We start from the raw sequence: 25,016 nt of genomic DNA, 5'->3' as shown, positions 1-25,016 counted from the left end.
GTGGTGAATCCGGGCATTGGTCCAGAATCCTGGAGATCTGCGAGGCCGGGGCGATGCTCCGGCTCTTGGCTAAGGCATGTCTCCCGAAAGTGTGCAGCGGTTTCGGGACAAAGACATGCTTTTAGGGGGTCAGGCGTTCTCTTCGCCGCCTTCGAACTCGGCGTTCGGGTCGAAGAAGTTCTCCGGCCGGGCGTTGTCGTTGATGTCCTCGCCATAGATGGCCTCGGCCGTGGTCAGCATCTCGCCCTTGGCCTGGCGCTCCGCCTCTTCGGCCGAGCGGGCGACGTTGAGCGTCACGGTGACCTCGACTTCCGGATGCAGCGCGATCGCCACATTGGTCAGGCCGATGGCCTTGATCGGCTGGTTGAGCTCGATCTGGGTGCGGCCGACGGTGAAGCCTTCGGCCGTCAGGAGCTCGGCGATGTCGCGGGTCGACACCGAGCCGTAGAGCTGGCCGGTCTCGCCGGCCGAGCGCACGACGATGAAGCTCTTGCCGTCGAGCTTCTCGGCGACCTGCGCGGCCTCCGACTTACGCTCGAGGTTGCGGGCTTCGAGCTGGGCGCGCTGGCCTTCGAACTTCTTCTTGTTGGCCTCGTTGGCGCGCAGCGCCTTGCCTTGCGGCAACAGGAAATTGCGGGCGAACCCGTCCCTGACCTTGACGGTGTCGCCCATCTGGCCGAGGCGGGAAATGCGCTCGAGGAGAATGACTTCCATGGTTTCGTTCCTTCGTTTGGGCGTCGGTCGCGAGATCGAGCCGAATGATCTGGAACAGGTCAGGAAGCAAAAGGGGCGTTACCGCCGGTGTCGCTGTCCTGCCTGTTTGGGCAGTTAGGATTTCCTGCGAAATCCAACTCGGGATTTGATGTCTTGCTCGGCGCGCCCGTCGCGTCGATGAAAGAGCGGGCGGCAAGCCGCCCGCATCTCAATTCCAGGTCTTAGCGGACCACGTAGGGCAGCAGGCCGAGGAAGCGGGCGCGCTTGATCGCCCTGGCGAGTTCGCGCTGCTTCTTCTGGCTGACGGCGGTGATGCGCGACGGCACGATCTTGCCGCGCTCGGAAATGTAGCGCTGCAGCAGACGCACGTCCTTGTAGTCGATCTTGGGCGCATTGGCGCCGGAGAACGGGCAGGTCTTGCGGCGGCGGTGGAACGGGCGCCGGGTCGGGATCTGGTTGATGTCGACCATTATTCTGCACCCCCTTCAACGGCTTCACGCGGACGGCGCGGACCGCGCTCGCCATCGAAGCTGCGCGGCGGACGATCGCCACGGTCGCCGCGGTCACGGTCGCCGAACGAACGCGGGCCGCGATCGCCACGGTCTCGGTCGCCGAAGCCGCCGCGCTCGGAGCGCTCTTCGCGCTTCTGCATCATCGCCGAGGGGCCTTCCTCATGCGCCTCGACCTTGATGGTCAGGAAGCGAAGGACGTCTTCCGACAGGCCCATCTGGCGCTCCATTTCGTTGAGCGCGGCCGGCGGGCAGTTGATGTCCATCAGCGTGTAGTAAGCCTTCCGGTTCTTCTTGACCCGGTAGGTGAGGGACTTCAGTCCCCAGTTCTCGATCCGGCTGACCGATCCGCCATTGGCGGAGATGACGCCCTTGTACTGTTCGACAAGCGCATCGACCTGCTGCTGCGACAGGTCCTGCCGGGCAAGAAACACATGTTCGTAAAGAGCCATTATGTCTTTGTGCCTTTCTTCGTTTCTCTCACACCGGCCCTCGCGGCTAAGCCTCTGCAACTTGTCCGACCCGCCTGAAAGGCGGAGAAGAAAGGAGCATCACGAGACGGTCGAGAGCGGAGACACGGGAGACGGAAGCACTTCTGGCTTCACAACGCGGCCTTAAAGGTCACGGCCCTCCGTTCAGCCCCCAGCAAGGACCGGCAGATTGCGGGCGTCTAACAGCAATTCCCCGGGAAGGCAAGCACAGATGGCGCGATGGCCGGGTCCAAGGTGGCGCAGCCGAAACGTAAGGCCACAAATTCGCGCCCGGCCCCGGACTCAGCCACGCGCCGCTGTCCACTCAGCTCGTATGCGCGACCGGCCTGTTCACCGTCTCCGGGAAGAAGTCCGGTGCTACGTGGCGTTTGCCGAACATCATGTCGTATTGGATCAGCCGGAAGTCGTTGATCTGCGGATCGACCTGCTTCTGCCTCGCCCAATCGGGCGTCGCCTCGCCGGAGGGCGAAAGCAGAAGGTTGCGGTCGACCACCCGGTAGTGCTCGCGCAATGCGCCGAGGAAGCCGGTATAATATGGATGCGTGATCCCCGCTGTGGTGAGGATGTGGTAGGGCAGGAAACTCGGGCTTATCGAGCCCAGATGCTCGACCGGGCCGGAGCGGTTCGACCAGATGATCAGCGGCGTGTCGTGATGATCGAGCGCCGCCTCGGGCGTCGGCTCCCGGCGTGGCGCCACATTATCCTTGAGAAAGCCGGTCTCGACGTAGACCGGCCCGAGCGGCGGCAGATGGTCGCCGAAGAAGGCGACGATGGTCGGCCGCTCGCGCTTCTTTGCCCAGTCGATCAGCCGCTCGAGGCCGCGATCGGCATCGGCCGAACCCTCGGCGTAGGAGAGCAGCGATTCCCGGGCCCAGGAGCTGATCGGCGCGTCGACCGTGTGGGTCGGGTTGTCATAGCGATAGGGTTCGTAGGGGCCGTGGTTTTGCAGGCTGACGGCGAACAGAAACACCGGGCCCGCGCTGCCATCGGCCTCGCGGATGATCTCGTCGGTCATCGCCGCGTCGGAAGCCAGCGGCCCCCGCTTTTGCATCGGCGGCAGCGTCTCTTCGGATTTGAAGTCGTTGAAACCGAAATCGGCATAGACGGCGCCGCGATTCCAGAACCAGTTGGTGCCCGGATGGATGGCGTGCGCCTTGTAGCCCTGGCTCTTCAGGAAGGTCGCCAGCGACGGCGTCTGCGTGCGCACATATTGCTGGTAGGGGATCGAGCCCGCAGGCAGGAAGGCGTTGGAGAAGCCGGTCAGTGCCTCGAACTCGATATTGGCGGTCATGCCGCCGAATTCCGGCGAGAACATCGAGCCCGAGCGCAGCCCCCGCACCGTCGGGATCGGATCGGGCTTGATGGTGACGCCGGGCAATTCGGTCGGATCCCAGAAGGATTCGCTCATCACGACAATGATGTCGGGCTTCTCGTTGGGCACCGAGGCCGTCACCCCGGGCCGCTTGATGCCATCCATCGTCTTTTCGGAATAGCCCGGCGGCGCCGCGACATGCGCCATCGGCACGTTGAGCGCGAAAGCCAGCGCAAAACCGTTGGAGGCGTAGTTCTCCTTCTGGTCCCACATCATCGGGATGATCTGCAGCCGGTCGCGCGTCCACGAGAAAGTGGCGTAGTCCATGATCGAGACGAAGAAGGCGAGCAACGGCACCGTCAGCATCAGCCGCGCCAGCCGCCCCTTGCGGCTAAGGACCGGCACCCGGCGGCGCCACAGCCGCCAGCCACAGACGAGCAACGTCAGGCCGGCGACGATCCCTGCCACAAGCAGCGCGGCGGTCCACGGCCGCTCGCGCACCAGGAGCGGCATTAGCGCCATGATCTGGCGTGCATAGAGGAAATCGGTCGGATAGAGCGGATCGCCGAGATAGTGCGATTTCTGGTGGCCGACAAAGGCCAGCGCCAGCGTCAGAGGCGCCACGATCATCAGGCCCTGATGGCTGCGGCCGAGCATGGCGTCCAAGCCCACCAGCACCAGGGCGAAGACGACGATGGTGGTCCAGCCCGGCTTGAACGGTTGCAGGAAGAAATCGACCGTGCCGAGGAAATCGCCGCGCACGATCCATTCGATGGCGAACACCAAAAGCACCGAGGCAAGCAGGGTGGCGAGCGCGTAGCGGACGATCGGCCATCTTCGTCCCGGCAGATAGCCGGTGGACGGATCGTCTTCCAAGAACTGCGGCACGGGCTTGGCCGCGCCTTTCCTGATCCTTGCCACGTCACTTCCCCAGTCCCGCGCAACACTTTGCCAATTGACGTCACGGTTCTGTCATCGAAACGTCACGCGAAGCTAGCGCCTGTGGCGGAAATAAGAAGAGCCAGCAAACGATTCGTGAGCGGTTTTCATCAGGTGTGATCGGGCAAAAAGTCTTTTGGAATAGGGACTCTCACCGCGATTTCGTGCCGAATCGAGGCCTGAATCCCTGCCCGCGGGGTTGACTTGGCGGTCCGCCTTGCGTCACAGGCAGGAGAAAACCAGCCTCTGGAGAGATCCCCAATGGCCGTCGCATTCACCTTTCCGGGACAGGGCAGTCAGTCCGTCGGCATGGGCAAGGACCTTGCGGATGCGTTCCCTGAGGCGCGCGAGGTGTTCGAGGAAGTCGACGCCGCACTTGGCGAAAAGCTGTCGAAGCTGATCTGGGAGGGTCCGGAAGAGACGCTCACCTTGACCGCCAACGCCCAGCCGGCGCTGATGGCGGTGTCTCTGGCGGCGCTCAGGGCGCTGGAATCGCGCGGGTTTTCGCTGAAAGACAAGGTGGCCTACGTCGCCGGGCATTCGCTGGGCGAATATTCGGCGCTTGCGGCGGCCGGCTTCATCTCGGTCGGCGATGCCGCGCGGCTGCTGCGCATCCGCGGCAATGCCATGCAGGCTGCCGTGCCGGCGGGCGAGGGCGCCATGGCCGCAATCATCGGGCTGGAGCAGGCCGATGTCGAAGCCGCCTGCGCCGAGGCCGCCAAAGGATCGGTTTGCCAGATCGCCAACGACAATGGCGGCGGCCAGCTGGTCATTTCCGGCGCCAAGGCGGCCGTCGAGCTGGCGGCAAAGCTGTGCACCGAAAAGGGCGCCAAGCGGGCACTGATGCTGCAGGTCTCGGCGCCCTTCCATTCGGCGCTGATGACGCCGGCCGCAGACATCATGCGCGAGGCTCTGGCCGGCGTGGCGAAAAGCGCTCCGGTCGTTTCCATCGTCTCCAACGTCACCGTCACTCCGACCAGCGACCCGGACGAGATCGCCCGTCGCCTGGTGGAGCAGGTGATCGCCAGGGTGCGCTGGCGCGAGACGATTGAATGGTTGGGCCAGAACGGCATTACGACGCTCTACGAGGTCGGCGCCGGCAAGGTGCTGTCGGGCCTGGCGCGGCGCATCAACCGCGAACTCGCCACCGGCGCCGTCGGCACGCCGGCAGAGGTCGAGGCGGCGCTGGCTGCTTTGAGTTAAGCAGGTAACTCGGAACCTCATCGACAGGTGCGACATGCCCACATCGATCCGTCTCTCTGCCGATATCGAACAGCGCCTCCATTGTCTGGCGGCGACCGGTCGCAGCAAAGCTCAATATGTTCGCGATTTCATTGCGCGCGGCCTGGAAGACCTCGAGGACTATCATCTGCCGCCGAGGTTATGGAACAGATCAGGCGCGGCGAAGGGCCCGTCCTGAAATCCACTGACTTCTGGCGTGACCTGGACGATATGACGTATACGAAACCGTGATCGCTCGCGAGGCGCCCCGGAGAAATGAGGAATAAAAAATGTTCGAACTGACCGGCCGCAAGGCGCTCGTCACGGGGGCATCGGGGGGCATCGGCGAGGCGATCGCCAGGGTGCTGCACAGCCAGGGCGCTATAGTCGGCCTGCACGGCACCCGCGTCGAGAAGCTCGAGGCGCTCGCCGGCGAGCTGGGCGAGCGCGTAAAACTGTTTCCGGCGGATCTGACCAACCGCGATGCGGTCAAGGCGCTCGGCCAGAAAGCGGAAGCCGATCTCGAAGGCGTCGACATCCTGGTCAACAATGCCGGCATCACCAAGGACGGACTGTTCGTGCGCATGTCGGACGCAGACTGGGATTCAGTGATCGAGGTGAACCTTTCTGCCGTGTTCCGTCTCACCCGCGAGCTGACGCACCCGATGATGCGCCGCCGCCATGGCCGCATCATCAACATCACCTCGGTGGTCGGCGTCACCGGCAATCCCGGCCAGACCAACTACTGCGCCTCCAAGGCCGGCATGATCGGCTTTTCCAAGTCGCTGGCGCAGGAGATCGCCACCCGCAACATCACCGTCAACTGTGTCGCCCCGGGCTTCATCGAATCGGCCATGACCGGCAAGCTCAACGACAAGCAGAAGGAAGCGATCATGGCGGCGATCCCGACCCGGCGCATGGGCACCGGCGCCGAAGTCGCGTCCGCCGTCGCTTATCTGGCTTCCAACGAGGCGGCCTATGTCACCGGCCAGACCATTCACGTGAATGGCGGCATGGCGATGATCTGACGGACAGGGTCGAGCGCCAAGGTCAGCGCTTGTGAAAACAGCCATTTCGGCTTGGACCTCGGCTTTTTTTCGTGTAATGCGGCCGGCAACCCGGCGGTTCGGGCAAAAACCGGTGCTGTGGCGTTGCGTTTCCCGCAGGACCATATTTCAGCTTGATTAGCGGCATTCCGCCCGCTAACGAAGACAACACAACATAAGACGAGGATGCCCCAAATGAGTGACACCGCAGAGCGCGTCAAGAAGATCGTCATCGAGCATCTCGGCGTCGATGCCGACAAAGTGACGGAGCAGGCGAGCTTCATCGACGATCTGGGCGCGGACAGCCTCGATACGGTTGAGCTCGTCATGGCGTTCGAAGAAGAGTTCGGCGTCGAGATTCCCGACGATGCGGCCGAGACTATCCTGACCGTCGGCGATGCCGTCAAGTACATCGACAAGGCTTCGGCCTGAGGCGTTTCGCAGGCACCATCGGGAAGGACCTGCGATGAAGCGTGTCGTCGTCACGGGCCTTGGCCTGCTTTCGCCATTCGGCATGGGCTTCGAGCACAGCTGGAAGGAGCTGCTCTCCGGCCGCAGCGCCGCCCGCCGCGTCACCGAATTCGAGGTGGACGATCTTGCCTGCAAGATCGCCCATGTCATTCCACGCGGCGACGGCTCCGACGGCACCTTCAATCCGGAGGCCGTGCTCGAGCCGAAGGAATTACGCAAGATCGGCGACTTCATCCTTTATGGCATCGCGGCCGCCGATGAGGCGCTGGCCGATGCCGGCTGGAAGCCCGAGACCTATGAGGATCAGTGCGCCACCGGCGTGCTGATCGGCTCCGGTATCGGCGGCATCGACGGCATCGCCGAGAATGCCATGATCCTCAAGGAGCGCGGCCCGCGCCGCATCAGCCCGTTCTTCATTCCCGGCCAGATCATCAACCTTGTCTCCGGCCAGGTTTCCATCCGCCACGGCCTGAAAGGCCCGAACCATGCGGTCGTCACCGCCTGCTCGACCGGTGCGCACGCCATCGGCGACGCCGCCCGGCTGATCATGTGGGGCGATGCCGACGTCATGGTGGCCGGCGGCGCCGAGGCGCCGATAACGCGGCTGTCGATCGCCGGCTTCGCCGCATGCCGCGCGCTCTCCACCGACCGCAACGATGCGCCGCAAACCGCCTCGCGCCCCTATGACCGGGACCGCGACGGCTTCGTCATGGGCGAGGGGGCCGGCGTCGTCGTCCTCGAAGAGCTCGAGCACGCCAAGGCGCGCGGCGCTAAAATCTATGCCGAGGTCACAGGCTACGGCCTGACCGGCGATGCCTATCACATCACCGCTCCGGCCGAGGATGGCGACGGCGCCTTCCGCTGCATGACGGCGGCGCTGAACCGGGCAAAGCTATCGCCCGCCGATGTCGACTACATCAACGCGCACGGCACCTCGACCATGGCCGACACGATCGAGCTCGGCGCCGTCGAGCGGCTGGTCGGCAATGCCGCCTCGAAGATCTCGATGTCGTCGACCAAGTCGTCGATCGGCCATCTGCTCGGCGCCGCCGGTGCCGCCGAGGCGATCTTTTCGATCCTCGCCATCCGCGACAACGTTGCCCCCGCCACCATCAACCTCGACAATCCGGAACGCGAGACGGCGATCGATCTCGTGCCCAACAAGCCACGCCAGCGCCAGATCGATGTGGCGCTGTCGAATTCCTTTGGCTTCGGCGGCACCAACGCCTCGCTCGTCTTCCAGCGTTACAATGGCTGACCAGCCGGCCGAAGCAATTCCAGGGAAAGTGCGCAGCGGTTTTCCGTCGGGAATTGCGCAGAAACAGATAACCGGCAGGCCCGCCAACTGCCGTCATTTTTGCCAAATTCTTCCCTAGTGTTCTACTGGGGGATTCGTTGCAAGATGAGACGGTAGGGCGCCATGAACACAAATGCGGGCGGCGGCGGGGAATTCGGGCAGCGTCAGACGCAGGGACCGATCATGCCCAAGACAGCAGCCGAGGCGCTGCGTCCTGAAACCGGCACACCGCCGCCGAAGCGCTCCCGCGCCTCGCGCAGCCAGATCGTCGTGTTCCTCAATTTCTTCATCTCGGTGGTGATGCTGGTTGTGCTTGCCGCCGGCGCCGCGGTCTATTTCGGCAAGCAGGCTTTCGACGAACCCGGCCCGTCGGCCAATGGCGACACTTTCCTGGTCAAGCCGAGCACCGGCGTTCAGGATATCGCCGACCAGCTGGAACGGCGCGGCCTGATCAGCGATGCCCGTATCTTCAGGCTTGGCGTGCGCGCCACCGGCAATGATTCCGCGCTGAAGGCCGGCGAATACGCCATCAAGCCGCGCGCCTCGATGCACGACATCATGGATCTATTAAAAAGCGGCAAGTCGGTCATGTACTCGCTGACGATTCCCGAAGGGCTGACGGTCGAGCAGGCGCTTATGCGCATCGCCGACCAGGACGCGCTGACCGGCGACGTGCCGGCGACCTTGCCGCCGGAGGGCAGCATTGCCACCGACACGCTGCGCTTTACACGCGGCGCGACCAGGCAGCAGATGGTCGAAAAGCTGCTGGCCGATCAGAAGAAGCTCGTTGAGGACGTTTGGGCCCATCGCGCGCCCGACCTTCCGATCGCCAACATCGAGGATTTCGTCACACTGGCCTCGATCGTCGAGAAGGAGACGGGAAGGGGTGACGAGCGCTCGCGCGTCGCCGCAGTCTTCCTCAACCGGCTGGCCAAGGGCATGCGCCTGCAGTCGGACCCGACCATCATCTACGGCCTCTTCGGCGGCAAGGGCAAACCGGCCGACCGCCCGATCTACCAGTCGGACATCGACAAGCAGACCCCTTACAACACCTATCTGATCAAGGGGCTGCCGCCGACGCCGATCGCCTGCCCCGGCCGCGCGGCGCTCGAGGCGGTAGCCAATCCGTCGAAGACCGACGATCTCTATTTCGTCGCCGACGGCAATGGCGGCCATGTCTTTGCCGCGACGCTGGAAGAGCACAATCAGAACGTCGCCCGCTACCGGGCGCTGCAGAAAAAGCAGGCCGACGCCGCCGCCAAGGCCCCCGGCCAGACGACGGCGCCTGCCGCTCCCGATGACGGCACCGGCGGCGGCGCCAACGGCAACGGCGATGCCGCCGACGGCGGTGAGAATGGCGACGCAGGCGGCGACGCCGCCCAATAGGGCGCGCCGCTATCCACCCACGCGTCCTTTGACGCGCGGCGATATTCATGTTTTGAGGAAAGCATCCGCCGCCGGACCGCAGGTCCGGCGTTTCATGGGGGCGCGCATGATCGGACCGAACCCGATCCTGCGACAGGGGTTGCTAGGATGAACGTGCAGAGCATGACCGGTTTCGCGCGTTCCGTCGCCGAACGCGACGGCACGTCGATCGCCTGGGAGGTGAAATCGGTCAACGGCAAGAGCGCCGAGATCAGGCTGAGATTGCCGCAAGGCTTCGACCGGCTGGAGACAGCCGTCAGGCAGACGGTACAGAAGCGCTTCGCGCGCGGCAATTTCCAGGCGACACTCAATGTCGGCCGCGCCGCTGCCCAGCAGGCGCAGCCGGTGGTCAACGAAGCTTTCCTCAAGGATCTCGCCGGGCTGGCAAAACGCGTGCACGAGCAGTTCGGCACCCAGCCGGCCACCGCCGACGGGCTGCTGGCGCTGCGCGGCGTCCTCGACATTCCAGAACGGGCCGAAACCGAGGAAGAACGCGCAACCCTTGATGCCGCCATCCTGTCGGCGCTCGAGGCTGCGCTCGGCGGGCTGGAGCAGGCACGGCAGAGCGAGGGCGAAGCACTGCGCGCGCTGCTTTCCGGCCACATCGACACCATCGAGGCGCTGACGCTGAAGGCCGAGGCCGACCCGTCGCGCGAGCCCGCGGCAATCCGCGAGCGCATCGCCGAGCAGGTGCGCCTGCTGATGGATGCCTCCGCCAACCTGGACAGCATCCGGCTGCACCAGGAGGCAGCCTTCCTGGCCACCAAGGCTGATATCCGAGAGGAGATCGACCGGCTGAAGACGCATGTAGCGGCGGGGCGAATATTGCTTCAAAGCGGCGGCGCCATCGGCCGCAAGCTCGATTTTCTGGCGCAGGAGTTCAACCGCGAATCGAATACGCTATGCTCCAAGTCGAACGCCGCCGCGGTCACCGCGATCGGTCTGGAGCTCAAGGCGGTGGTCGATCAGTTTCGCGAACAGGTCCAGAATCTGGAGTGACCGGGATGGTTGCCAAGGAACCGATGGCTGCCAGGGATATGGGCTCCCGCATCCGCCGCCGCGGGCTGATGCTGGTGCTGTCGTCGCCGTCCGGCGCCGGCAAGTCGACGATCGCGCGCAATCTGCTGGAAAGCGATTCAGGCCTGGAGCTGTCGGTTTCCGTCACCACCAGGCCGCGCCGCGGCTCCGAGATCGAAGGCGTCCACTACCATTTCCGCACCATGCGCGAGTTCGAGCGGCTGCGCGATTCCGACGCCCTGCTCGAATGGGCTGAGGTCCACGGCAATTGCTATGCGACGCCGCGCGAGCCGGCGGAACTGGCGCTGGCCGAAGGCCGCGACATGCTTTTCGACATCGACTGGCAGGGCGCCGAGCAGCTGAAGGAGAAGATGCGCGCTGACATCGTCTCGATCTTCATCCTGCCGCCGTCAATGAAGGAATTGAAGGCGCGCCTGAAGCGCCGCGCCGAGGACCAGGAGCAGGTCATCGAGACCAGGCTGAAGAATGCCCGCCTCGAGATCGAGCACTGGAAGGAATACGACTTCGTCATCGTCAACGACGATCTCGACCGCGCCTTCGCCGAGGTGCGCGCCATCGTCACCGCCGAGCGGCTTCGGCGCGACCGGCGGCCGGGATTGTTCGATTTTGTTTCGGGGCTGCTGGACGAGAAGGCGGAGTGAGGTCCGGCGCCCTTTCGCCGGAGCGACGTAGGTCGCGTCAGCCGGCTGGCAGATCGTCTGGCCAACGCTGCGCTCCGTGAAGCACGCGCAGGATTCGAACAGTGTCCTCGTTCAGCTGATAGGCTGCGACGTATGACGTCCCGACGATGACAAGCTCTCGGGTTCCCGCAAGTCTGCCAGGCCGACCGCTCTCGGGGAAGTTACGAAGACGGCTGGTCGCGGCGACAATCCGCTCGTCGATAACGATCGCGGCCGTGGGGTTGTCTGCTTCGATATGCGTGAATATCGCATCACGATCCGAAAGCGCGAGGGCTGACCAGACGATCTTCAAGGTTTAGGTTCACCAGCCTTACGACGCGCTGCCGCGCGTCGCACGGCAAAATGCGCCTCGACCAGATCGTCGGGAATGTCGGGCCGGATATCATCGAGGGCCTCGCGCACCTTGGCGCGAAACCACACGTCATATGCCTCGCTGTTTGTGAGCAGATCGATAGGCAGTGCACCCTCGTTGGCAGTACGGGTGAGGAGTATCCGCACCGCATCCGAAACCGTGAGTCCCATGTTTTCGAGCACCGCGGAAGCCCGATCCCGGATGTCGGCGTCGATGCGTGTCTGGATAAGTGCGTTCGCTGGCATAGCCGCCTCCTTTCCACAAATGTAATGCATTTGAATGACAAGTGCTAGCCCTGCCGTAGGCGAGCTCCCGGAATCCAGTCGCGGCCTTTAGCTACACCGCGTTCGTCAGCCGCACGAATTCCTCGACGCTCAGCGTCTCGGCGCGGCGCGTCGGATCGATGCCGGCGCGGGCGAGCAACGCTTCGCCGCCGAGGCTCTTCACGCTTTGCCGCAGCATCTTGCGGCGCTGGCCGAAGGCGGCTTCGGTCATGCGACCGAGCTTCCTGGCGTCGGCGGGCAGGGGAGATGCGCGCGGCACCAGATGCACCACGGAGGAAGTGACCTTGGGCGGGGGGGTAAAAGCCTGCGGCGGCACGTCGAAGGCGATTTTTGCTTCCGTGCGCCAGCCGGCCAGAACGCCGAGCCGGCCATAGGCATCGCTGCCTGCATTGGCGGTGATGCGTTCGGCCACCTCGCGCTGGAACATCAGCGTCATCGACTGATAGAAGGGCGGCCACTCCGCCACCGTCAGCCAGCGGATCAGGAGTTCCGTGCCGATATTGTAGGGCAGGTTGGCGACGATCTTGACCGGCTCGCCCGCCGCCGCGCTGGCAAGGGCGGCGAAATCGATCTTCAGCGCATCGCCGGGGATGACCTCGAGCCGGCCGGGATAATGGTTGGAAACCTCGGCCAGCGCTTCCAGGCAGCGCTCGTCGCGCTCGATGGCGATCACGCGCCGCGCGCCGTTGAAGAGCAGCGCCCTGGTCAGTCCACCGGGGCCCGGTCCGACTTCGATCACTGTCGTCTGTGTGAGGTCGCCGGCGGTACGCGCGATCTTGCTGGTCAAATTGAGGTCGAGCAGAAAATTCTGGCCGAGCGCCTTCCTGGCCTGCAGGCCATGGCGCTCGATCACCTCGCGCAGCGGCGGCAATCCGTCGACGGTCATGCGCCCGCGCAATCAAGCCTCATGCGGCCGCTGCCTGGCGGTCGTTATCAGCCAGCTGGCGCGCCAGCTTGAGCGCCGCGATCAGGCTATCGGGACGCGCTACGCCCTTGCCGGCGATGTCGAACGCGGTGCCGTGGTCGGGCGAGGTGCGGATGAAGGGCAGGCCCAGCGTGACGTTGACCGCTTCGTCGAAGGCCAGCGTCTTGGCCGGGATCAGCGCCTGGTCGTGATACATGCACAATGCCGCGTCATAGCCGGCCCGGGCGCGCGGGTGGAACATCGTGTCGGCGGGCAGCGGCCCGATTGCGTCGATGCCTTCAGCCACGAGCATCTGGACCGCCGGGCGCACGATGGCGAGATCCTCCATGCCCATCGCGCCGCCTTCGCCGGCATGCGGATTGAGGCCGGCGATCGCCAGCCGTGGCCGCTGAATGCCGAAACGTGTCCTGAGGTCGGCGACGGTGATACGCGCGGTGGCGACGATCAGTTCCGTCGTCAGCGATTTCGCCACCTCGGCCAGCGCGATGTGGATGGTGACCGGAATCGTGCGCAATTCGGGACCGGCAAGCAGCATCACTGCGGTCGCTTCGGAACCGGTGTGGCGCGATGCCAGGTGCGCCAGATATTCGGTGTGGCCGGGGAAGCGAAAGCCTGCGTCGTAGAGCGGCTTCTTGGCGATGGGACAGGTGACCACCGCGGCGGCGCGGCCGGCGAGGCAGTCGGCGACGGCGCGATCGATGGCCTCGACAGTGCCGGCGGCATTGGCCGCCTTCGGCTGGCCGGGGCTGTCCAGATGGCGGGCATAGAGCGGAACGACCGGCAGCGCGCGGCCAAAATGCTGCACCGCATGCTCTGGCAAGGTCTCGGCGATCGCCACCTCGGCGCCGATCCGGCGCGCGCGTGCTTCGATCAGCGCCGGGTCGGCAAGCAGGTAGAAGGGCGGCACGCCGGCGCCATCGCCGGCCTGCCAGGCGGCGACGGCGATCTCGGGCCCGACGCCCGAAGGATCGCCGACGGTGAGTGCCAGCGGCACATCGGCCTTGCGCATGCTCATACCGTTCCGCCGGACGGATTGCCTGCGTCGCGAACGACCGGAACGTCGTCACCTTGTTCGTTCACGCGCAGAACCCCTGCCTGGAGCATGTCTCCCGAAAGTGTGCAGCGGTTTCGGGACAAGACATGCTTGAAATCAAAGGCCTAAAGCATGTCGCCTGAATCCTTTTTCAAGCGACATGCTTTAGCGTTCGACGATTTTCGCCTTCTTACGCAACTCGTCGACATATTTCTTGCTGAGCTCGTCGGCGTCCTTGTCGCTGCTGCCGCCTTCGGCCTGGAACACCATCTGCGCGGCCTTGTCGTCGGAAACCTCGCGCGAGGAGCAGATGCCGATGAACTCGACGCCGCGTTCGGTCTCGCGCGTCGGCGTTGCGCCGCCGACCTTGGTCGCCTTGATCTGCTCGGCCCAGTCCGACGGCAACTGCGGCGCCAGCACCCGGCCGAGATCGCGCACGGTGACATCGATCAGCCCCTTGGCGAATTCGCGCGTCGTGTTGCAGCCGTTGAAGCGGGCGCGCATGGCGTCGGCCTCACGCTTGCGCTTGGCGAGCGTCGCGGACCGCTCGGACGCCGGCACCACGAAGATGACCTGCTGCAGCATGTATTCCATGGCGGTCGGCTTGGCGCCGCCCTTGTCGAGCATGCGGCGCACCGCGTCCTGCTCGGTCACCGAACCGCCGTCGCCGGAACGGTAGCGCGCGCCGAGCGCCTGATTCCAGGCCATCTGGGCGCGGATGAATTCCTTGAAATGCTCCTTGGTGACGCCCGATTGCGTCATGATGGCATCAAGCTTCGCCAGCGGCATCTTGTTATTGGAAGCGAAGCGCTGATAGGCGGCCTCGACCTGCTGGTCGCTGATGCGAATGCCAAGCCGCCTGGCCTCTGCCAGGCGCAATGACTGGTCGATCATCTCCTGCGCGGCATCGCCCTTCTTGTGCTGCAGCTTGAAGAACGCGGCGCGGTGCGCGATGTCGCCGGTGGTGATCGGTATATTGTTGACGACATACTTGATCTCGCTGGCGAAAGCAGGCGGCGCCATTGCCGTCAACGATACCGAGGTTGCCGCCACCAGCAGCGCGAACCCTGCCGAAAACAGGTATTTCCTCATCTTATCTTCCCAATTTCCCCGCTCGGCCAATTCTTTTCACCGCCCGGAATGGCGAACCCATGCCCATTCTATGCGGCGAAACGATGTCGCCGGTCATGACCCGAGAATCGGTCCATTTTCGGAGGATCAGGCACGAAATCAAGTCTTGCGTGCCCAAATGGGCCTGCGGCGCCGCAGCCGATGACCTGTCCACCGCTTACTGGATGGTATCGACGGCGCTGGTTGACGAGCCGAAATCGCCCAGCGTGCGGAACGACAGGTTGAAGCCGACGTTCTGCGACACTTCCTTGGTGATCGAATTGCGCGTTTCCGAGAACGTCATGATGTAGGTGAAGCAGGAATCGTTGTAGGCGAAGCCGACGCCGTCCTTGACCAGCACATTCTGCTGGATGTCGTAGGTGCCGGTGCCGAACAGCCGCCAGTTCTGGGCCAGATGCGTCGAGGCGCCGAGCGTAACCTCGTGGCGGTCGGTGGTGAAGCCATAGAGCGGCTGCGCCTGGATGAAGGCATATTTGGCGCTGAGCGATACAGGCAGGCCCGAATAGGCGGCCTTCACCTCGGCGCGCCTGACCTCGAAGCTCTGCTCGTCGAAGCGGCCGCTGAACGAGCCGGAGAAACCGCTCGGGCTGTTGAAGCCGATAAGGCCGACATAGTCGGACGACCGTTTGTCCAGGCCGGAATAGGCCCCGACATTGACAAGATCGGGTGCGGCGAATGAGTTCTCGCCGCCAAGCTGGTAGGACTGGCCGAAGATGGCGTTGGTGCCCCAGCCATTTTCAAAGGCACCCGAATAGCGGAAGCCGACATTAGCGCGCGTGCCGCCTTCAATGCGATCGTAACCCGAGAACTTGTCGCGCTCGAACAGCGTAGTGGCGTCGAAGACGAAGCTCTGCGCATCCTCGTTCGGAACGGCGAGCCCACCGACATATTGCTCGTTCGGACGCACGAAGACCTGTGCAGTCGGTTCCAGGATGTGGTTGGAGTTCGGCATCGAGAAGAGCAGCGGCCAGCGCATCTCCAGGCCGAGCGTAGCCATGTAGCGGGCAAGCGAGGAGCGCATGTCGACGTCTTCGCCGAGATTTGCCGCCATCTGATTGACCGCAGCCAGCGAGGCGGAAGTCTCCGAGTTATACCCAGCGTCGCCGCGCAGCGCGAGCAGTGGCGTCAACTGCAGGCCGCCATCGGTGGTGAAGGTGCGCTTCCATTCGGCTTCGGCGGTCAGCCGGCTGGACTGGCCCTCGAGGCCGCGCACATTGTTGAAGGATGTTGGAACGGCGGAGTTGGCCAGAACCGCGTCCAACCGGTCGCGGCTGATGACGCGCGCATTGACGTTGAGCGACAATTGCCCGCCGGCCACCGACACGTCGGGAATATAGGCATAGTCCAGCGACGGCAGCACCCAGGGCTGCTTGGCGGCGCGCGCCGTCAGATCGCGGGACAGCGTGTCTTCCTGCACCTCGAAGCGCATTGCGCGCACGTCGAAATAATTGCGGTCGCTCAAGCCGGTCAGGTAGATCGACGACTGGTGGACGAGGTCGCTGTAGCCGTCGATATTGTAGGTACGCGAGAAGTTCTTGTCGGTCTGCAGCAGCACGTCCCAGCCGAAGTTCCAGCGGTCGTTGATGGCGAACTGGCCCTTGGTGCCCATCATGCCGCGGAACTTGTTCGGGTCGCCGATATCTCCCGAATCGACAGTATGACGATTGCCTGTGGCGATGAACGCGTCCGGATCCTGCTGATTGATGCCGGCGATCTTCAGGCTGTATTCGCCATCGTTGAAGCGCTGGCGCCATTCGGCCTCGCCGAGGAAGCCCTGCTTGGTATAGCCGCTGCCGGTTACGGTGAGGTCGTAGGTCGGCGACAGGGCGAAATAATAGGGGACTTTGACGCCGACGCCGAGGTGGGTGTTGTAGACGATGCCGGGGATCAGGAAGCCGCTCTTGCGCTTCACCGTCGGGTCGGCGATCTCGAAGGCCGGCAGATAGGCGAGCGGATAGCCGAAGAATTCGAAATTCGCGTTTTCGAAACGAACCGTCTTCTTCTCGCCATTCCAGATGATCTTTCTCGCCTTGACGCGCCAGGTCGGCGCGCTGTCCGGCTTGTCTTCGCAAGGCTCGCAGGCGGTGTAGACGCCGTTATGGAAAGTGGTCAGCACGCCGCCCATGCGCTCGCCGCTCTCGGCGGCGAAATAGGCCTTCTCGATGGTCTCGACGCGCAGCGCGCTGACGAAGCCGTCGGCGAAGTCGTCGGTGATGTCGATATGGTCGGAATTGATCTTGGTGCCGTCGCTGTTGATGAGTTCGACTTCGCCGCTGGCGACAAGCCGCTTGGTGTCGCGGTTGTACACGACGCGCTGGGCGACGAGCTTGTTGCCGCCATAGTCGATCTGCACCCCGCCGACGGCGGTCACGGTGTGATTGTCGTTGTTATAGACGAGCGTGTCGGCGGCCAGCAGCATCTGCGTGCCGGAGGGAACGGGCTTCGCCGCGATGGTCTGCGCCAGTGCCGGCACCGTCGGCACCGCGCAAGCGGCCAGACATGCCAACGCAGTCGCCCCATAAAGGCGTGCCAAACCGGCCTGCCTATGGCTGCGCAAAGCCGCCTCCCTCACTAGCCGTCTTCCTTGTATAGCAGAAACGTCACCCCGAAGAACATAGCCACGACAACCGGAACCCATGCAGCCACCACTGTAGGCACGAATCCCGCCACGCCGAATGCCTTGACCAGTACCGAAACGACATAAAGCAGAAAGCCGGCCACGACGCCACCCAGAATCATCGTGGCCGACTGCCCCATTCGCGCAAATCGCATTGAAACCGTTGCAGCAATCAGCGTCATGGCGACGAGCAGGAACGGCAGCGCCACCAGCGAATCGAACTGCATGGCAAAGGCGTTTGCCTTGAGCCCGAAGGAGCGGGCAACCTCGATCTTGTGCGGCAGCTCGTAGAAGGGGATGGTTTCGGGGCGCGCCAGGCGCTCCTGCACGAATTCCGGCCTGAGATTGGTCTCCACCCGGTCGGATGCTTCGGCGCGGATGTTGCCGTCCTTGAACACCTTGACGTTCTGCAATTCCCAGTAGCCTTCACGCAGGAAGGCCTTCGCCGCGTCTTTGCGCTCGACGATGTTGCCCTGCTGGTCGAGGACGAAAAACACCGCATCCGCCATCTCCAGCCCCTGGTTGAGGATGGCGCGGGCGCCGATGATGGTGTCGCCGGAACCGGTCTTTTGCCGAAGCCACGGCGTCGAGTCGGGAGAAACGGCATTCGACTTGCCGGCTCGCAGCTGGTTTTCCATCTGCTCGGACCAGGAGAAGCCGTGCGCGGCGATCGGATTGAGCACGCCGACCGAGAGCACGCCGAACGCCAGCGCGCCGACGCAGCACGGAAACAAGAACTGCCAGGCCGAAACGCCGGCCGAGCGCGCGATGACCAGCTCGTATCTGCGGTTCAGCGACACCAGCGTCGCCATTGCTGAGAACAGCCCGACGAACGGTACCGTCTGCAGCATGATCATCGGCATACGCAGCGCCGAGATGGCGAAGGCGGTGCCGTAGGTGAAGCCGGGAAGGCCGGTCGTGCGGCCCGAAAGCTCGGTGAAATCGATCAGGAAGACCAGCGCCAGCAGGCCGAGGAAGAACCAGATGGTGATCGTCACATAACGAAAGAAGAAATAGCGGCCCAGCGTCCAGCCCATCGTCAGGCTCCCTGGCCGGACGTGCTGCGCCTGGCGAACCACAGCTTGAGCGCGGTCCAGCCCTCGCTGACGCGGCTGGCGAGATTCGTCATCCAGTCGGCCCAGGCGGAGGGCAGTTCCATGCTGCGCGAGGAGACGATGAACCAGATGGAGACGGCCGATGCCAGGATCGGCACGGCGTAGACCATATAGGCGTAGAACCAGACCTTGTCGGCCTTTCCGGCGGCGAAGAAGCCCAGCCAACGCACGAACAGCGCGATGGCGATTGCCGTGATCAGCGGGTGGATGCGCGCCTCGCGATGCGAGCGCGCGTCGACGGCGACGGCGAGCGCGATCAGCGCGAATACCAGCGAATAGGACCATTCGGAGAAGCGCTGGTTGATCTCGGCCGTGTAGCTGCCGGGATTGCGCTGGAACATCTTGTCGTTGGCATCGGGGTCGAGCAGGTATTGCGTCGTCCGGTCCTTGGGCAGCAACGTGATCTCGTTCGCCGCCGCCATGAAGGCCGACAGATCGAAGGCGTAGGAGGTGAAGCGGATGACGGACAGGTCCCCCGTCACCGATTTGCGGTTGATGACGCCATCATTCATCATCAGCACCTTCTCGTCGCCTTTCTCGACGATGCTGCCGGTCTTGGCGTAATAGGTCAGGTTGGCGCCTTCCTCACGCGAATCGGCGACGAAGATGCCGCCGAGCCTGTTGTCGGGAAGCCGTTCGCCGATCTGCAGGAACAGGCCGTCATCGATCTTGCGGAACGTGCCTTCCTGGATGATCAAAGATAACAGATCGGCGCGCGAGGCCGCCACCAGCTGGCGGTTTTTCTGCCTGGCATAGGGGTCGATGCCATTGTCGACGGCGAAGGAAAACACGCTTGCCGCCAGCGCCAGCAGGAGGATCGGCCGCGCGATCGTCCAGCGCGAGGCGCCGGCGGCATTGATCACAGCCAGTTCCGAATCCGTGTTCATGGTGCTCAGCGTCTGCGCCACCGCCACCACCAGCGCGAACGGTACGACGATCGGTACGATCGAGGGGATGATCAGGGCCGCGACTTCGAAGAAGGTCAGCGCCGACTGGCCGCTGTCGGTAACCAGGTCAATCTTGGCCAGCACCTGCGTCGTCCACACGATCGCCAGCGTCCACACCAGGGCCGCCAGGAACATCGTCGTGGTTCGACGCATGATGTAGCGTTCAACGACCTTCATGAAGGCTTTTCTCGATTTTGCCGAACGGCATCATGCCCGCCGACAAAGTAGTCATCCGGCGACGCCCGCACAACTGGGTGCATTGGCGGCCCGATCCGGTTTGTCGCCCCACGCCACGTGCCCCGGCGCGGCGGAGTGTCGGCGCCAATGGATAAGAAATGCAAAACATTGATGGTTAACAGCAAGTTGCGGCAGGAAGCTTATGCGATGCCGCGACGAATCCTTCGGTGGTTGCAGCGCGGTTATAGACAGCGATTTCGGCCAAAGTCTTGCCAAATGGCTGAAAACGACCAAATGTCGCGCACGCTTGAAAGCCCACCGCCGGCACCTTACGGCCATCCCCGAAAGCAGGACCTGATGACTTCGAGACCTTCCATTGCCTTTGCCAAATTCGCCGCGCCCAAAAAAGGCAGCGTCTTCGTGCTTGCGGCCGATGGCGGCGGACTTGGCGAAGCCACAAAGGCCTGCGATCCGGCAGGTGCGCTTGCCCGCGCATTTCCGGTTGCCGATTTCTCCGGCAAGTTCGCAAGCACGGCGGAGGTGCTGGCGCCCGAAGGAACATCGGTCGACCGGCTTGTCGCGATCGGCGCCGGCAAGCTTTCCAGCCTCGACGACCATGCCTGGCTGAAGCTCGGCGGCGCCGTTGCGGCGTCGCTGCGCAAGGCAACGGAAGCCGCAATCATCCTCGACCTGCCCGAACTGCAGCCGGATGGCCGGCAGGCGGCGAACCTCGCCGCCGGCGTCCTTCTGCGCAGCTATTCCTTCGACAAGTACAAGACCAGGAAGGACAAGGAGGAGGGCCAGTCTGAAGGAAGCAAGTCTGAAACGAACAAGTCCCGTGCCAGGAAGGCCGAGGCGCCCAAGCCGGCCAGGATAACCATCCACTGCGCCGATCCTGCAGCCGCCAAGAAGGCCTTCGCCGACGAGGCGGCGGTGATCGACGGCGTGCTTCTGGCGCGCGACCTCGTCAACGAACCGGCCAACGCGCTCGGCCCGGTCGAATTCGCCGCCCGCGCGAGGGAGCTGGAAGCGCTCGGCGTCGAGGTCGAGATCCTCACCGAAAAAGAGATGAAGAAGCTCGGCATGGGCTCGCTGCTCGGCGTCGCCCAGGGCTCGCCGCGCGGCGCGCGCATGGCGATCATGCAGTGGAACGGCGGCAAGGCCAAGGATGCGCCGGTCGCCTTTGTCGGCAAGGGCGTCACCTTCGACACCGGCGGCAACTCGATGAAGCCGGCCTCCGGCATGGAGGACATGAAGGGCGACATGGGGGGTGCTGCCGCCGTCACCGGGCTGATCAGCGCGCTGGCCGCCCGCAAGGCCAAGGCCAATGTCGTCGGCGTTATCGGCCTGGTCGAGAACGCTGTCGACGGCCACGCGCAGCGTCCCGGCGACATCGTCACCTCGATGTCCGGACAGACCATCGAGGTGCTCAACACCGATGCCGAAGGCCGCCTCGTGCTGGCCGACGCGCTCTGGTACACCAATGACCGCTTCAAGCCGAAATTCATGGTCAATCTGGCGACGCTGACCGGCGCCATCATGGTGGCGCTCGGCCAGCATTATGCCGGCCTGTTTTCCAACAATGACGAGCTGGCGACGCGGCTTACCGGCGCGGGACAATCCACGCAGGAGCGGCTGTGGCGCATGCCGCTCGGCGCCGAATACGACAAGCTGATCGAGTCCAAGAATGCCGACATGAAGAACATCGGCGGCCGCTATGGCGGCGCCATCATCGCCGCGCAATTCCTGCAGCGCTTCGTCAAGGACACGCCCTGGGCGCATCTCGACATTGCCGGCACGGCAATGGGCGGGCCGGCAAGCGAGATCAACCAGTCCTGGGGGTCCGGCTTCGGCGTCAGGCTGCTCGACCGGCTGGTGCGCGATCATTACGAGCAGTGAAAATCCTCGAACCGCATAGACCGGAGCGATGGCCGACATCCTGTTCTACCACCTGACCGAATCGACGCTCGAAGAGGCGCTGCCGGGCCTGCTCGAGCGCAGCGTCGAGCGCGGCTGGCGCGCCGTGGTGCAGACCGGCACCGAGGAGCGGCGCGACGCGCTCGACCAGCATCTGTGGATTTTTCGCGATGATTCTTTCCTTGCGCATGCCACCGACCGCGAGGCCTATCCGGCCGAGCAGCCGATCCTGCTTACCACAGGCGAGGGCAACCCGAACGCCGCGCAGATTCGCTTTCTGGTCGATGGCGCCGTTCCGCCGGAGCTTTCGGGGTACGAACGCGCCGTCTTCCTGTTCGACGGCCATGATGCAGCGCAGCTCGAAGGCGCGAGGACGCATTGGAAAACGCTGAAGGAAGCCGGCCACGCCGTGACCTACTGGCAGCAGACCCCGGACCGGCGCTGGGAGCGCAAGGCGTAGATCGGTGCTCGATCCATCAGGGCGTGTCGCGCCCATGCGCCTGAAGATAGAGCCATAACGCGTCGGACACCGGCCCATGCGGCTGGTCGCGCCGGCGCAAGGCTGCAACGGTCTCGGTACGGCCGGGAATATGCCTGCCGGAAATGGAGACCAGCCGCCCATCGCCGAGCTCATCCTCGATCAGCCACTGGGGCAGATGGCCCCAGGCCAGCCCGTGCAGGATCAGCTCCTTCTTCATCATGTGGTCCGGCACCGAACAGGAATGGGCGCCGTCGATGACGAAGAAATTCTCGGGCGACGATCGCCGCGCAGTGTCGCGGATCACGCACTGGGTGAAGGGCCGCATCGCTTCCGGGGTGATGTCATGCTCCCTTTCGAAGGGCAGGAAGCCCGGTGCCACCACCGGCACGAAGTTAACCTGGCAAAGATCGACCCGCTCGAGACGCGGATCGGAAGGATTGGCGCGGTGGAAGATGAGATCAGCTTCGGCGTCCATCAACCGCTCGAGCGGCCCGCTGATCGCCTCATATTCCAGACGCAGGCGGGTCCGGGTCCGCTCCGCGAAGAAGCGGCTGAGCAGGCCGAGGATTCTGGGTCTCGGACAGACATCGCCCATGACGACGCGCAGGATGGTTTCCTCGCCGCTTGCCAATTGGCCCGCATACGCTTGCAGATGCCCTAGCTCATGCAGTGCCAGTCGCGCCCGCTTGTGAAACAGGCGGCCTTCCTCAGTCAGGCTTACGCGGTATCCGCTGCGGTCCAGCAAGGCGAGGCCAAGTTGTTCTTCGAGCCGCGCGACGGCGGCAAAGACCGATGGATGCGTCCGGTTCAGGGCAAGGGCCGCAGCCTGGAAGCTGCCCTCGCTCACGACGGCATCGAAACACCTCAGGTCGTGGAGTTTCAGATCATGCAATGTCGAAATCTCCTACAGAGATTGTCTAACCATAGTAATTTTCTTCGATAGTAACCAGACCTAGCCTTCCTCACTGACGCGGGACGGCGCTTCCCGCCAAACAAACATGAGGATCAAAATGGCCGAAACGCTTCAATTCACGGCGGGCGACAGCGCCCGCATTGCATACAGGCTGGATGGCCCGGAAAACCGGCCGGTGCTTGTGCTTTCCAATTCCATCGCAACGACGCTGCACATGTGGGACGGGCAGGTTCCGGAATTGGCCAAATCCTTCCGGGTGCTGCGTTACGACCTGCGCGGCCATGGCGGTTCCGATGCGCCGGCCGGAGCCTATTCGCTCGACCGGTTGGGCCGCGACGTGCTCGAACTGCTCGATTTCCTCGGGATCGCGCGCGTGCATTTCCTGGGGCTCTCGCTGGGCGGCTTCGTCGGCCAGTGGCTGGGCATCCATGCGCCGGAGCGCATCGAGCGGTTGGTCCTGTCCAATACTTCGCCGCATCTTGGACCAGCGTCCTATTTCGACGAGCAGATCCGCAATGTGCTTGCGGCGAGCGACCTGTCGGCGACGGCGGACATGTTCATGCGCAACTGGTTCCCGGCCTCGATGCTGACCGGGCCGAACAATACGGTCGAGGAATTCCACGCCGCGATCCTGGCGATGTCGCCGCAGGGGCTCGCGGGATGCTTCGCCGCGGTGCGCGACGCCGACCTGCGCCGCCCAATTTCGCTGATTACCGCGCCGACGCTGGTCATCGGCGGTGTTGACGACAAGGTGACGCTGGCCAGCCACAGCGAAGCGATCGCGGCGGCGATCCCCGGCGCCGAGCTTGTGCTGCTTTCCGGCGTCCACCTGCTCAACGTCGAGCGCCCGGTGGAATTCATGGACGCGGTGATGCGGTTTTTCCGGTAATCTCAAGCCTAGGGGCCGGGCGACTGCCTCGGCTCGAGCTTTGCGAATATCGACGATTTTTGGTTTAGAGTAGGAGCGGACTCACGCGTCGGGGGGAGTGATGCGGATCAGGATCGTCGGAACCGGCAGGGCGGTGCCGGCAGGGTGCGTGACCACGCGCGCGCTGGAAGGGAGGCTCAGCCTCGCCCAGGGCGTGCTCGAGACCGCGTCGGGGGTCGTCGAACGCTATGTCTGCGCGGGCGAATCGCAGATCGACCTCGCTTCTGCCGCGGCGCGGCTGGCGCTTGACGATGCGGGGATCGAGGCCAAGGCAGTCGACCTGATCGTCGGCGGCTGCGGCGTGCCCTACCAGCCGCTGCCGGCGACGGCGCCGCTCGTCATGCAGCGCCTCGGCCTTGCCGATGGTTCGGCAGCCGCTTTCGACGTCAACAGCACCTGCCTCGGCTTCCTCACCGCCTTCGAGACCGCCGGCCGCATGATCGAGGCGGAGCAATGCGAAACCGCGTTGGTCTTCTCCGCGGAGATCGCCTCGCGCGCGCTGCCGTGGCGCGACGCGCCGGAGGTTGCCGCACTTTTCGGTGATGGCGCGGCGGCGGCCGTGCTGCGCAAGGCAGAACCCAGCGAGGGCAAGATGGCTGCCAGCCTGATGCGAACCTATCCGTCGGCCTGGGAGGCCTGCGGCATCGGTTCCGGCGGCACGCGTTTCGATTTCCACACGGAGCCCGAAGAATTTGCCCGCCACAGCCTGTTCCACATGGACGGCAAGGAACTGTTCCGCGTCACCTCGCGTCATTTCAACGGCTTCGTTTCAGCCTTGCTTGAGCGCGCCGGCTGGCGACGCGACGACGTCGATCTCGTCGTGCCGCACCAGGCAAGCCCCTTCGCGCTTGCCCATATGGCGCGCCAGACCGGTTTCGCGCCCGAGAAGCTCGTCGATATTTCGGCCCGCTTCGGCAACCAGATCGCCGCCTCCATTCCCTTCGCGCTCGATATCGCGCGCCGTGACGGCCGGGCGGCGCCTGGCATGAAACTGCTCTTCCTCGGCACTTCGGCCGGCGTCTCCTTCGGCGGCATGGCGCTGGAAACCTGACG

24 protein-coding genes are annotated in these 25,016 nt (G+C 64.2%); 11 read left to right on the top strand and 13 right to left on the bottom strand.

Annotation, left to right across the window (positions count from 1 at the left end; translation table 11 throughout):
• Positions 1-129: 129 nt before the first annotated feature.
• The 4 genes from rplI to FJ974_RS22945 form a co-directional block, all read right to left on the bottom strand.
• Positions 130-714, bottom strand: a complete 585-nt coding sequence (gene rplI, locus FJ974_RS22960; protein WP_140534152.1) for a 50S ribosomal protein L9 — start codon at positions 712-714, stop codon at positions 130-132.
• A gap of 221 nt (positions 715-935) precedes the next feature.
• The gene (gene rpsR / locus FJ974_RS22955; RefSeq protein WP_027152676.1) at positions 936-1,184 is read right to left on the bottom strand and encodes a 30S ribosomal protein S18; all 249 of its coding nucleotides are present in this window, start codon (positions 1,182-1,184) and stop codon (positions 936-938) included.
• Positions 1,184-1,675, bottom strand: a complete 492-nt coding sequence (rpsF, locus tag FJ974_RS22950) for a 30S ribosomal protein S6 (protein WP_140534150.1) — start codon at positions 1,673-1,675, stop codon at positions 1,184-1,186. Before rpsF ends, rpsR begins: the two co-directional genes overlap by 1 nt.
• Before the next feature lie 343 nt (positions 1,676-2,018).
• Entirely contained in the window at positions 2,019-3,947 is a 1,929-nt protein-coding gene (locus FJ974_RS22945) for an LTA synthase family protein (RefSeq protein WP_140534149.1), read from the bottom strand.
• Positions 3,948-4,226: 279 nt separating this feature from the next.
• Here FJ974_RS22945 and fabD point away from each other — a divergent pair, with 279 nt between their 5' ends.
• The 7 genes from fabD (at position 4,227) to gmk (ending at position 11,104) form a co-directional block, all read left to right on the top strand.
• Positions 4,227-5,168, top strand: coding sequence for an ACP S-malonyltransferase (gene fabD / locus FJ974_RS22940; RefSeq protein WP_140534147.1), 942 nt, complete (start codon positions 4,227-4,229; stop codon positions 5,166-5,168).
• Positions 5,169-5,476: 308 nt separating this feature from the next.
• Complete coding sequence (fabG, locus tag FJ974_RS22930; RefSeq protein ID WP_140534145.1) at positions 5,477-6,214, top strand: 3-oxoacyl-[acyl-carrier-protein] reductase; 738 nt, start codon at positions 5,477-5,479, stop codon at positions 6,212-6,214.
• 213 nt (positions 6,215-6,427) lie between these two features.
• On the top strand, positions 6,428-6,664 hold the full coding sequence (locus FJ974_RS22925) for an acyl carrier protein (protein ID WP_006203723.1): 237 nt from the start codon (positions 6,428-6,430) through the stop codon (positions 6,662-6,664).
• A 34-nt stretch (positions 6,665-6,698) separates the two neighbouring features.
• Positions 6,699-7,961, top strand: coding sequence for a beta-ketoacyl-ACP synthase II (fabF, locus tag FJ974_RS22920; RefSeq protein ID WP_140534143.1), 1,263 nt, complete (start codon positions 6,699-6,701; stop codon positions 7,959-7,961).
• Positions 7,962-8,123: 162 nt separating this feature from the next.
• Positions 8,124-9,386 (top strand): endolytic transglycosylase MltG, encoded by a 1,263-nt coding sequence (gene mltG / locus FJ974_RS22915; protein ID WP_140534141.1) that lies wholly within the window; start codon positions 8,124-8,126, stop codon positions 9,384-9,386.
• A 147-nt stretch (positions 9,387-9,533) separates the two neighbouring features.
• Positions 9,534-10,424, top strand: coding sequence for a YicC/YloC family endoribonuclease (locus FJ974_RS22910; protein ID WP_140534139.1), 891 nt, complete (start codon positions 9,534-9,536; stop codon positions 10,422-10,424).
• A gap of 5 nt (positions 10,425-10,429) precedes the next feature.
• Positions 10,430-11,104 (top strand): guanylate kinase, encoded by a 675-nt coding sequence (gmk, locus tag FJ974_RS22905; protein ID WP_226891355.1) that lies wholly within the window; start codon positions 10,430-10,432, stop codon positions 11,102-11,104.
• A 37-nt stretch (positions 11,105-11,141) separates the two neighbouring features.
• Here the strand turns inward: gmk and FJ974_RS22900 are convergent, their stop codons facing one another.
• The 8 genes from FJ974_RS22900 to lptF form a co-directional block, all read right to left on the bottom strand.
• Complete coding sequence (locus FJ974_RS22900; protein ID WP_140534137.1) at positions 11,142-11,435, bottom strand: type II toxin-antitoxin system RelE/ParE family toxin; 294 nt, start codon at positions 11,433-11,435, stop codon at positions 11,142-11,144.
• Positions 11,432-11,740, bottom strand: coding sequence for a type II toxin-antitoxin system RelB/DinJ family antitoxin (locus FJ974_RS22895; protein ID WP_140534136.1), 309 nt, complete (start codon positions 11,738-11,740; stop codon positions 11,432-11,434). The genes FJ974_RS22900 and FJ974_RS22895 overlap by 4 nt, the downstream gene beginning before the upstream one ends.
• A 91-nt stretch (positions 11,741-11,831) precedes the next feature.
• Positions 11,832-12,665 carry a 16S rRNA (adenine(1518)-N(6)/adenine(1519)-N(6))-dimethyltransferase RsmA gene (gene rsmA, locus FJ974_RS22890; protein WP_140534243.1) on the bottom strand — a complete coding sequence of 278 codons (834 nt, stop codon included), beginning with the start codon at positions 12,663-12,665 and terminating at the stop codon, positions 11,832-11,834.
• Between the two features lie 19 nt (positions 12,666-12,684).
• Positions 12,685-13,713: a 4-hydroxythreonine-4-phosphate dehydrogenase PdxA gene (gene pdxA / locus FJ974_RS22885; RefSeq protein ID WP_140534242.1), complete on the bottom strand. Its 1,029-nt coding sequence runs from the start codon at positions 13,711-13,713 to the stop codon at positions 12,685-12,687.
• A 189-nt stretch (positions 13,714-13,902) separates the two neighbouring features.
• A complete protein-coding gene (locus tag FJ974_RS22880) occupies positions 13,903-14,829 on the bottom strand; it encodes a SurA N-terminal domain-containing protein (RefSeq protein ID WP_140534134.1) in 927 nt (308 codons plus the stop codon).
• 196 nt (positions 14,830-15,025) lie between these two features.
• Positions 15,026-17,440: an LPS-assembly protein LptD gene (locus FJ974_RS22875; protein ID WP_181177171.1), complete on the bottom strand. Its 2,415-nt coding sequence runs from the start codon at positions 17,438-17,440 to the stop codon at positions 15,026-15,028.
• Complete coding sequence (gene lptG, locus FJ974_RS22870) at positions 17,440-18,522, bottom strand: LPS export ABC transporter permease LptG (RefSeq protein WP_140534131.1); 1,083 nt, start codon at positions 18,520-18,522, stop codon at positions 17,440-17,442. The genes FJ974_RS22875 and lptG overlap by 1 nt, the downstream gene beginning before the upstream one ends.
• Positions 18,523-18,524: 2 nt before the next feature.
• Positions 18,525-19,724: an LPS export ABC transporter permease LptF gene (gene lptF / locus FJ974_RS22865; protein WP_140534129.1), complete on the bottom strand. Its 1,200-nt coding sequence runs from the start codon at positions 19,722-19,724 to the stop codon at positions 18,525-18,527.
• Between the two features lie 357 nt (positions 19,725-20,081).
• Here lptF and FJ974_RS22860 point away from each other — a divergent pair, with 357 nt between their 5' ends.
• Both FJ974_RS22860 and FJ974_RS22855 read left to right on the top strand, forming a co-directional pair.
• A complete protein-coding gene (locus FJ974_RS22860; protein ID WP_140534127.1) occupies positions 20,082-21,623 on the top strand; it encodes a leucyl aminopeptidase in 1,542 nt (513 codons plus the stop codon).
• A gap of 28 nt (positions 21,624-21,651) precedes the next feature.
• The gene (locus tag FJ974_RS22855) at positions 21,652-22,101 is read left to right on the top strand and encodes a DNA polymerase III subunit chi (RefSeq protein WP_140534126.1); all 450 of its coding nucleotides are present in this window, start codon (positions 21,652-21,654) and stop codon (positions 22,099-22,101) included.
• A 16-nt stretch (positions 22,102-22,117) separates the two neighbouring features.
• Here the strand turns inward: FJ974_RS22855 and FJ974_RS22850 are convergent, their stop codons facing one another.
• Positions 22,118-23,014: a LysR family transcriptional regulator gene (locus FJ974_RS22850; protein WP_140534124.1), complete on the bottom strand. Its 897-nt coding sequence runs from the start codon at positions 23,012-23,014 to the stop codon at positions 22,118-22,120.
• 118 nt (positions 23,015-23,132) lie between these two features.
• On the opposite strand from FJ974_RS22850, the gene FJ974_RS22845 reads away from it, so the two are divergent.
• Both FJ974_RS22845 and FJ974_RS22840 read left to right on the top strand, forming a co-directional pair.
• Positions 23,133-23,924: an alpha/beta fold hydrolase gene (locus FJ974_RS22845; protein WP_140534123.1), complete on the top strand. Its 792-nt coding sequence runs from the start codon at positions 23,133-23,135 to the stop codon at positions 23,922-23,924.
• A gap of 100 nt (positions 23,925-24,024) precedes the next feature.
• Positions 24,025-25,014, top strand: coding sequence for a 3-oxoacyl-ACP synthase III family protein (locus FJ974_RS22840; RefSeq protein WP_140534121.1), 990 nt, complete (start codon positions 24,025-24,027; stop codon positions 25,012-25,014).
• The last annotated feature ends 2 nt before the right edge of the window (positions 25,015-25,016 follow it).

Source organism: Mesorhizobium sp. B1-1-8 (assembly GCF_006442795.2).
Lineage (GTDB): Bacteria > Pseudomonadota > Alphaproteobacteria > Rhizobiales > Rhizobiaceae > Mesorhizobium.
The sequence above is the reverse complement of the archived record's forward strand: the minus strand, read 5'-3'. Positions and strand labels throughout refer to the sequence as shown.